Raw genomic sequence first — 9,612 nt, forward strand, 5'->3', positions numbered from 1 at the left:
TAGGGCTTTCAGAGCAAGTCCATTCTTTCAGGAATCGTTTATAAACCTTTATGTATGGTTATTACATTTATTTATACCGCACAAAAACCGCACAATGGAAGATTTCAGCTCATGGTCTAAATACTGAACCTTCCAACTACATCAATGACATCATCATCTTCTTCAACGGTTATAAAAGTTTTCTGCTTAGTTATTAGATAGGTAGAAAGCGGAAGTCCAATCAAAGTGAAAAAAAACATTAGAAATAGCTGAGCGGATAAATCTCTAAAACTGAAAGTTAGTAATACTAAACAAGCGAATGATGTTAGACCTATTAGTATGCCAATACGCTTATGCATCTATAGCCTCCACTTTATTTTCTTCATATGGAATCCAGCTCTCACACATCTTAGTAGCTTGACGCATAGCATCTTTAAACCCTTCAAGAATAAAACGAAATCTTCCATAAGGCGTATCTATATTTATTAATTTAGCTTCTCTTATGCTAGGAAAAGGGCCTTGCGGAATGATTATATTTTCAGAACTATCTTCACGAGCAAGCCACACTTCATACTCAATTTGTTTAGGTTTTTTAAAATCAATCCTCATAGTTCCTTCTATATAGCTATCTTCCTTTGGCCTTTCAAAATCTTTGGATTTGGGTGTAGGCAAAATAAAACTAACCTCTTCACAAAGGCAATAAGGTCTGTTCATCTGGAAATAAAAGGTGCCATCGGATGTCTCAGATTGCTTAGACACCATCAAATAGTCTGGGCTAATACTGGTTATATTAAATGCGTCTATGGTGGTGAGGTGTATATCTGAAGAAATGCTAAATGGAAGGAAAAGGAGAAATAAAGAAATTCGTTTCATAAATTAAATTCAATTATTGGAAAGTAGGCTTTCCATCTTTTGTTAAAAAAATAGAGAAAAAATCTGCTTGGTGAACATTGGATGTTTCCTGAACCTTCTTCTTCTCTTCCCATGAACGATCAAGACCCCTTCCTAAAAGAACCATTATCCTTTGTCTGGCAAATTCTAAATCCTCAACATTCATGCAAAAATTACAAATACTAAAGTAAGCCATGGCATCGTAAACTTCTTCTGGATCTAGACCCATATCTAAAAAATAATCTTCAATGGCTTCTAGCGCTAAAAAAACTCTATGCACATCATCTTCAATTTCATCTTCATCGGGGAAAGAAATCTTTTCTACTGTGTCTTGAGTTAGGTCTTTGACTTCCATATTAATAAAATAACATGTGAAGCGTCATATAATGACGTACCAATAAAGTTGATAAATTATGATTTTTTAATTAAAGATTTCTTGAATGCTATCAAGCTCAATCATAGACCTTAGACATTTCTTTTGCTGTTTGGGATATCTCTTTTCGTAAAGCTTTAGGAGAAAGAACTTCTACTTGGCTACCAAAGCCCAACAACCACCACCTAAGTTGGGCAGTGTCACTTACAGAAGCCTTAATCATAATTTTACCGTCATCTAAAAATTTTAAATCTTGATCCTTTGATAAAGCGCTCTCTGTAAGATGAAATCCTGCATGTCCCTCAAAAATAGCTTTTAATATAATACGTTTATTTGAGTATAAAAATCCTAAATTATTATCCTTGATATATCTGTCGATTGAAAAACTCTCTGGTTCAGAAGACTCTAATCCATTCCAGTCAGCCTTAGTAAATCTATGTAAAGGCAATGATCTGGGATTATTTGGATCTTCTGCCATAGTGCAGATCAAATAATGTATCTGACCTCTTAAAACTAAACCAAGCGGATTAATAACTCGCTCTTTAGCTTTGTCAGTCCCTCTATTTTTATACAGAACTATTAGCTGTCTTTTTTTTAATAAAGCGTCATATATCTGTGCTTCAATGTCTTCATTAATTTGCGGTGCTTCTAATCTTTGCCACTGGTGCTCTACACGAACCCTATCTCTCCAACGACTAATCTCATTTTTCTTTACTTTCTTCAGAATTGAATTTGCCCTATCAAAGAAAACTCTAATCCTTTTAAAGCTCTTGCTTGGCATTAAGGGTTCAAGGTATTGCTCAGCCAAACTAAAGGTCAATGCTTCTATGGGGTCCATAGATGGCTGTAGACCAAATGCGCTCTGATGCCATGACCATCCATAAGGCCTTTCTCTGTCATCACAAACAATTGGCATTATAGATTCAAGGGATTCTAGATCTCGTTGAATCATTCGAAGGGAAACAGGATAACCAAGATCTTTTAACTGATTTTGGATCTCGGAGGTGCTTACCTTACTAGGAAATCTAGGTATTAATTGTAAGAGTTGTATCTGCCTTAGACTGCTTTCTGACATTAAAAAATTATACCAAACAAAACGTCTTCATATGACGCTTAGTAATAAGTAAATTGATTTTAATTGACCTGATAGGCTTTAATCAGTATTTGGTTTTTTATTTAAATAATTCTTTAGAACAACAGGTTGAGCATACTCCTTCAACCTATAACCATCCTCTTTTCCTTTCTTCATTCCCTCTAAAGCTAGATCACTTTCTTCCAAGAAGTATTTTTGTTTAATAATCGAAGAGTTTTCAGAGAATAACTCCTCTATCAGTTCATCAAAAGCAATCTTAGATTCAAGAGAATCTTCAATGTAACTTGAAGAAATTCCTTTTAAATAATGGAATACAAAAGAATCTAAAGACTTATCTAATTGAGTCAGGGGATCAATTTGCTCCATAATTGACTCTTTTAAATCTTCCAAATGAGCTTTAAAACCGAAAGGTGTCTCTGGTACCCCTTTTAAGCTAATTTTCTCTTCTGAATTTTGATAAAAGAAATAAAAAATAGCTATTAAAACTAAAATCCACCAATAATCACTAAAAAAAGAATTATTAGATTCGTTTCCAGAACTGCCTTTCGAAGAGCCGCTTAGATATTTATCGATTAGTCTATTTGATGTATCGAGCTCCTTTTCCATAAGCTCATAATTTGATTTAACTTCACCTAACTCTAATGTAAGTTCAGATATCAATTTTTCACTTTCTTCATATAAAAAAATCTGCTGCTCTAAATCAAACTTTGTGGATTCTAATTCTTCTTTTAAAGAATTTATTTCTTCGTTATAAAAACTTTGGTCAGGTTCACTTCCTCCTCGAGAAAGCCTTTTTATATTTTCTTCAAGTACTTCAATACTTTTTTGTAAGTCTTTGTTTTTAGCCTCATATCCTTGAAGGATAATCTTTTCATATTCCAGTAAAGCAATTTCATTCTCTAAGACTTTAATTCTGTCTATGTATTCAGATTTATCTTCCTCGATAGGTTGGTAGGTAGAGACAGAATCAGGTCTACCTCGATCTAATTGTTTTATTTTAGATTGAGCGTTAGCAACTCTTTTATCGATACTCTTTTTAAATTCTCTATTTAGACCTCGATATTTATCTACATATTGTAAAAGTTCAAGGGATTGGGCGTAATGACCTGTCTTAAATAGAACAGATGCATACATACTTGATAGGTTCACCTTTTCAAAACAAGTTAGCCTATCTTTAAAGTCCACATATGTCTCGATGATAATTTGTATTTCCGGCTCATTGATTGCCTTAGCTATACTATTAATATCTCTTTCTATCCGCTTTGAGGGTCCTCTTTCATTTTCTAGATTACAGGTTTTAAGACTAGACAAATAATCATAGGTCTCTAGATCAAGAGAAAAGGAATTTACAGAAAAAAATAAGAAAAATAGAAGAATTATTTTTTTCTTAAACAACTTTAGTTTTTTTTGCATCATATGCCCTAGTTAAAGCAGTTTCTAATTTCTTAGTTGTCCCTTCTCTATCCCAGATCCAATCAGTAGACCAGATTCTATGAAACTTCCAACCAAAGTTTTCTAATAGGTTTTGCCTTAGTAGATCTCTATCTCTAGCAGCTTTGCTGGAATGGTAAGTGGCTCCATCACATTCTACTGCGAGGATAAAGCCATCAAGATCAGGATGTTTGACTCCTATATCTATCTTAAAACCTTGAACTCCTACTTGAGGCACCGCTATAAAACCCATCATCTCTATTTCAGCTATTGCCCATTCCTCAAAAGGGCTATCTGGTTCAGCATCTGTGGAAGAGCCCAAAGGAAGCTCTTTCGTTTTTGCAAATGATATATATTCAGAGAGGAAGGTTGTACCCTTAGCTTTTGTCTTAATATCCATACTTGTTAAAGAAGTTACAAGATGCAGAGATTCTCTAGCTCTAGTTGTAATTACATTAAGTCTTCTTTCTCCTCCTGCTTGATTTATTGGGAAGAATCTTTGCAATACTGGAGCACCTTCTTTTAACTTCCCAAAGTTAGTCCCAACAATAATCACATCTCTTTCATCTCCCTGAACGTTTTCTAAATTCTTTATAAAAAATTTGTTTAGGCCTTCATCTTTATTAACCCACTCATCAAGGAAATTCCTAACTTTATTGTTGTTCTGATACACCAAGTTTAAATCTTGGTCTATTAGAGATCTTTGCTTAACATTCATAACTGCTACACCTAAAGATTTATCTGGGTAATTCTCGGAATGGTTGATAATAAGCTCAATTATTTTCTTTGCTTCATCTTCATTAGTACCACCCTGTCTATATATGGCATTAGGTAAGAAATGAGAATGAACGCCAAAATGTGAATCCCCTGTTTCGATAGTAGAAGGAGGTATGATCAGGGAGTTATCATATATAAAGTTATTCTGAAACTTTATAAGGTCCTGATGCTTAGATCTATAGTGCCATTTTAACATTCTTGGTTTGTTCCAGATTGTTTTTGCTAAATCTAGTATTGACTCTTGTACATCGATAACTGGATCATCTTCATCCTCTTGTCTCGCAAAAAATGAAGTTGGTGGCAATTGATTTTCATCCCCTACTATTACGCATTGTTTTGCTCTTGCTAATGCCGGAAGCGCTCTAGGGGGACTCATCTGCGAAGCTTCATCTATTATAAGTAAATCAAATTCTTGCTTTAAAGGGATAAAAGTGGATATATTTGGTGGAGTTACCATCCAACAAGGTAAATTGCATGATAACGCAGAAGCGCTTCGAGATAAGTGATTTCTAACTGACCCTTTAGGAAAAGTTTTAAGCGAAGATCCATATTCAAGCAACTCTTGTTCAGTTCTTTCAGAAGATCTACCTCCCCTACCTCTTGGTGCAGATGTATCCATCTTCCTAGCATTTATACTTATTTGTTTTCTTATAAGTAGTTGGATTTCTTCATCTAATTTCTTTAATGAAGTAACATTTGAATTTAATTTCTTTCCTATATATTTATTCAATAAAACAACATTAGACTTTTCTTTATTTAATTTTTCATACTGTTTCTGCACTAACCAAGACTGAAATTTTGAAGAGAGATCTTTGGTACTTCCTTCTTGTTTTAAGAAATTATTATAAAAATCTGCAATTGGTCCTTTCTGAAGATCATCTTCTTCTTTTCTTAAATCAAAAAACTCATTTATAGAGCCGCAAGTATTATGTTTATCTAAAAATTCATTAAGATGTTCAATAGAAATTTGTTCATGCTTTAGATCTTCAAAAGGATCAGCTTTAACAATATCAAATACCTTATTTAGATCTTTAATTGAATCATCTAAATTATTATAAAATGTTTCTAGTAGTGAGAACGAAGGTATTAGATTATCTTTTATCTCTAAGAATTTTTGTCTTCTTTCAATCTCAATGTCTTTAAGTAGATGTATTCGAGTCTTAAGTTCCTCTAAGTTATCTTCTAGAGATTCTCTTTTAGAAAACTCTAAATAATTTGTACTCCCCAATAAAGAGTTAATTTTTTTATCTAATTCAGTTATTTCAGTTAATAACTTATATAAATTTATAATCTCATTAAATAAAAATCCTGACATATTTAGGGACGTAGCTTGATCTAATGAAGAGCCGATTTCTTTACTTCTAAGCTTAATTAAATCAAAAGATTCTTTGAGATCAGCTTCTGCGTCTATATCAAAATTAGAAAGTTCAGAAATTAGGCTTTCGTCAACGCTTAAAGAAGAAAATTGCTCAATGAATTGATTTGGAGACTCATTAAATTTCTGAAATATAGGGCTTTCTTTTTCTGCAAATTTAAATTCAGATATTTTTTCTAAGGATTTATGTAATAACTCTGCATCTGTAGCTTTTACATCATATAAATTAGTTGTTTCGAATACAGTCGCTAGAATTTCATCTTGCTTAAAAGCTTCTTCAAACTCTTTATAGCTTGCAGCAGATTCAAAAATTTTTACTTTCTCTGGCTTACTTAAATTTAAGTCAGAAATTCTTTTAAAAATCTTATTAGACTTTCGATAATCTTCATTAAATATAGAAAAAATAGATGAAGTCTTTAATATTAAGGCACACTTCCTCAATTCTGATGAACTTACTAGATAGTTTAGCTGAACAGACTCTCTTAAATTATCGGCTTCGCTTACGCCTTTCCAAATAAGTTTTATTTTCTTTTTAAATTCTTCTTCTTTAAATCTACCTTGAGCTCTATTTAAAAGCATTCTGTCTGAAGATCTACTATAAGAATTAAGGAAAGTGAACTTTTCAAGTACCGTTAAAGAGCTTAAATTAATACTTTCTACATTAAGGTCTTGCAGAAAACTTATTATAGGTTCTAAGAAATGAATATTTTTATTTGCTTGAGCTTGCTTTTCTTTTAATAGCCCTTCTAATGATCCATCATAGTCTGCCTCAATAAGATCTAAACTATCCAATGAAGTATAGACCGATTGTACTGCTTCTTTTTCAAGCTCAGATTCTTTAGCCTTTTCTTCTTTAGAAAGGAAATCTTCAAGTGTATCTACTAATTCAAGGCCTTGTTGCAACTCTTCTGGCTCTTTTCCTATCAAATCTATTAAAAAAGGTTCTTCTAATCCACTTTCATTTTGAAAATTATCCGGAAGATGATTTTTACAAATATTTAAATATTCACTTAAATCATTAAGATTGAAATTATCAGCTGGCAAGCCAGTTTTGATTAAATCTTGATGTCCTTGAAGCATTATCTGTAAGTTTTCTGACCAAGCTTTAATACTATTATTAAACTTATCTCTTTCAATAGTTGTTTTTGGAGATGCTTTTGCAGAAATCCAAGGGTGTTCGAAATAACTTACATTCTTAAAAACTTCTTTATGAAATGACTCTAAAGAATTAAAGCTTTCTATAAATTTATTTTGTTGATCGTTAGTTATTTTGTCACAAGTTGGAAAACTTAAAGACTCAAGCGCACCTATAGGATATTTATTTATAAGAATTTCCTGTTCCCACAGAAGGTCATGCACAGTTTTATTAGTTTTCCCAAATTCACTGCCTATAAAGTCTTTATACTCATTAAGCTCGTCCCTTACTTTAGTCAGTTCTTTAATTTTAGTATTCAATGATTCAGAATTAATTCTCGTAGTTGGTGAATTCAATCTTTCTCTCACAGAACCCCATAAAGTTTGTTTTGAAGCTTTCGCGCTGTAGAGTTTTAAAACATAATCATCTAAGCCGGCTGCCTTAAGTCTAGTCCTTACGACTTCAAGAGCTGCTTCTTTGTCAGCTACAAATAAAACTTTCTTTCCTGAATAAATCCCAGCTGCAATCATATTACATATTGTTTGAGACTTACCGGTTCCCGGCGGCCCTCTTAAAACAAAACTTTTACCATTTAGCATGTCAATTATTGCTGAATGTTGGGATGAATCTGCTGCATCTATAAGTGCAGGAATTAACTTCCTGTGCTCTTTATCATCTACATCATAAATTTCATCACTTCCGGAAACAGTTTTTCCAGATAACAATGTAGCTAGCAATTCATTTGGATTTTCTGCAATGGATTTTAAATCTTCATGCATTGTTAATTCCTGAGTATGGAAGATTCCTACAGAAGACCTTCTCAGTACATCCCACCCTTTTTTACTGACTAATGTCTTTACTTTCTTTAGATATGCTTCAATGTCTAAAACTTCGCTTTCATTCTTACCGTTCTTAACAGTGATCTTGGGTGGCTTTGGCAATCTAATATCAAATTCTTCATTGAGATAATGCTTCAAAGTGTTGTTTTCTAAAATATCGAATTCATCAACGGCTTTAATATTAAAATTATTCTTCTTATCAAGATTAAATTGAACTTGCATCATAAGCAGAGGTGCCAATCTCTTTTTCTTACCGCTAACTCCCCTATCTTGTATCCATTGCAAAAAACCAAAACATAAATAAAGAGTATTTTGTCCCGTTTCTTCTAAATTTGTTTTATATCTCTGTTTTAGCTTTCTTAGTCTTGCGTTTAAAATATCTGGCAAGATGAGAGTTTGTATTTTATCGTCGTTGTACTGACGTTTCTTCCTATTCTCCTCTGTATCCTCAGGTAAATTGTAATCTGGATTGATGTTATGGTTTTGTGCATGACGCCTTAAATCACTTTCTCCTGTCCCAGAAACTCTTTTTGGAAGACCTAAATCCTCTCTCAACCTGTCTTTAAGGGCTCTAAGTGCATCTTCTTCCCTTTCAGAAATTTCATCTGGGTTCTCTATATCCTGCTCATCAATTTTTTTTAAATCTTCTAAATAAGTCTCATCAGTTATCTTGAGCTTATCTATTTTTCTTTTGAAATCAGGTTTTTGCTCTTCGGGAGGCTCAGAATCAAGTGGAGGTAAAGGATCAAATGTCATTCCTCTTTTTGAGAGGGAAATTTTTTCGGCCAACTTTTGAGGGAGTTCATCTATAAACCTAAACCCTAATTCTCTCGATGAAAATGAAGAATGTATTAATTTATTTCTTGTCGTCAAAGCAAGAAGTTTCTCACTATAAGTTAAAAGTTGTTTTTTTATATCCACAGTCTTTATTATTTCCTTCTACTCATAAGAACTATTATCCATTCGCTGGAAGTCTTTTAGATAACTCAAAACAAATACGTAAATCTGCCCTGAAAGGCTGTGAAAACATTTCTGCTGATAATTCATCGCTGTCGGATCCTTGATCTTTATTAGCATACCAAATACTTAGATGATTTAAATATTCAGCCTTAAATTTCTCTACATCTTCTCTAACTTCTTTAAAAATTTCATCTCTTGTCTTGTCCAGTCCATCAGGCTTATTGCCACCTATCCACATCCTAAAACCTACTGAAGCTTGAATTAATTTATCTACATTTTCATAATCAATTTCAAGTTCTCTCAAGGTGTCGAAAACACCAGCACATTTTTTTGTCATAAAATACTGAATATCAAGTTTTTTTCCTTCGTAATCAGATTTGGATTCAAACTCATCTAAATATTCATCAATGGTCTTAAGTTCGTTCTCAGCAGATAAGCTTACTGTTATCAACAAACAAGACAACGTAATTAATTTCCTCATATATTTACCATAAACTATCATGAAAAAATTTCATAACCTTATCTTCTAAGAAATATAGAAAAACCGCACAAAAACCGCACAGTTCCTAAAACTATAGACTTTATAGATGATGACGATTAACCTGAAACAAGGCTACTGGCGGAGAGAGAGGGATTCGAACCCTCGATAGGAGATTATCCTATACTCCCTTAGCAGGGGAGCGCTTTCAACCACTCAGCCACCTCTCCTAATAGAATGGGAAGGCAATTCTACCATTACAACTCAAATTTCACCCTAAC

General features: G+C 33.0%; 7 protein-coding genes and 1 tRNA gene. All 8 read right to left on the minus strand.

The features are described 5' to 3' along the window. Positions 1–116 precede the first annotated feature (116 nt). The 8 genes from P8J93_07530 to P8J93_07565 all read right to left on the minus strand — a co-directional run bounded on the left by P8J93_07530 (position 117) and on the right by P8J93_07565 (position 9,561). Positions 117–338, minus strand: coding sequence for a hypothetical protein (locus tag P8J93_07530; GenBank protein MDG2061649.1), 222 nt, complete (start codon positions 336–338; stop codon positions 117–119). Beyond that, positions 331–852: a hypothetical protein gene (locus P8J93_07535; protein MDG2061650.1), complete on the minus strand. Its 522-nt coding sequence runs from the start codon at positions 850–852 to the stop codon at positions 331–333. Before P8J93_07535 ends, P8J93_07530 begins: the two co-directional genes overlap by 8 nt. Positions 853–865: 13 nt before the next feature. Next, a complete protein-coding gene (locus P8J93_07540) occupies positions 866–1,225 on the minus strand; it encodes a hypothetical protein (GenBank protein ID MDG2061651.1) in 360 nt (119 codons plus the stop codon). Between the two features lie 97 nt (positions 1,226–1,322). Continuing rightward, positions 1,323–2,318, minus strand: coding sequence for a WYL domain-containing protein (locus P8J93_07545; protein ID MDG2061652.1), 996 nt, complete (start codon positions 2,316–2,318; stop codon positions 1,323–1,325). A 78-nt stretch (positions 2,319–2,396) separates the two neighbouring features. Then, a complete protein-coding gene (locus tag P8J93_07550) occupies positions 2,397–3,752 on the minus strand; it encodes a hypothetical protein (GenBank protein ID MDG2061653.1) in 1,356 nt (451 codons plus the stop codon). Beyond that, a complete protein-coding gene (locus tag P8J93_07555; GenBank protein ID MDG2061654.1) occupies positions 3,724–8,814 on the minus strand; it encodes a DUF4011 domain-containing protein in 5,091 nt (1,696 codons plus the stop codon). The genes P8J93_07550 and P8J93_07555 overlap by 29 nt, the downstream gene beginning before the upstream one ends. 34 nt (positions 8,815–8,848) lie before the next feature. Beyond that, entirely contained in the window at positions 8,849–9,334 is a 486-nt protein-coding gene (locus P8J93_07560; GenBank protein ID MDG2061655.1) for a hypothetical protein, read from the minus strand. Between the two features lie 136 nt (positions 9,335–9,470). Beyond that, positions 9,471–9,561, minus strand: a tRNA-Ser gene (locus P8J93_07565). Between the last annotated feature and the right edge of the window lie 51 nt (positions 9,562–9,612).

It is taken from the genome of SAR86 cluster bacterium (assembly GCA_029268615.1).
Lineage (GTDB): Bacteria > Pseudomonadota > Gammaproteobacteria > Magnimaribacterales > Magnimaribacteraceae > JAQWNM01.

Excerpts from the sequence above, each read along its gene's own strand:
- P8J93_07540 (MDG2061651.1), bottom strand. The coding sequence starts at position 1,225 with ATGGAAGTCAAAGACCTAACTCAAGACACAGTAGAAAAGATTTCTTTC.
- P8J93_07535 (MDG2061650.1), bottom strand. The coding sequence starts at position 852 with ATGAAACGAATTTCTTTATTTCTCCTTTTCCTTCCATTTAGCATTTCT.
- P8J93_07560 (MDG2061655.1), bottom strand. The coding sequence starts at position 9,334 with ATGAGGAAATTAATTACGTTGTCTTGTTTGTTGATAACAGTAAGCTTA.
- P8J93_07550 (MDG2061653.1), bottom strand. The coding sequence starts at position 3,752 with ATGATGCAAAAAAAACTAAAGTTGTTTAAGAAAAAAATAATTCTTCTA.
- P8J93_07530 (MDG2061649.1), bottom strand. The coding sequence starts at position 338 with ATGCATAAGCGTATTGGCATACTAATAGGTCTAACATCATTCGCTTGT.
- P8J93_07545 (MDG2061652.1), bottom strand. The coding sequence starts at position 2,318 with ATGTCAGAAAGCAGTCTAAGGCAGATACAACTCTTACAATTAATACCT.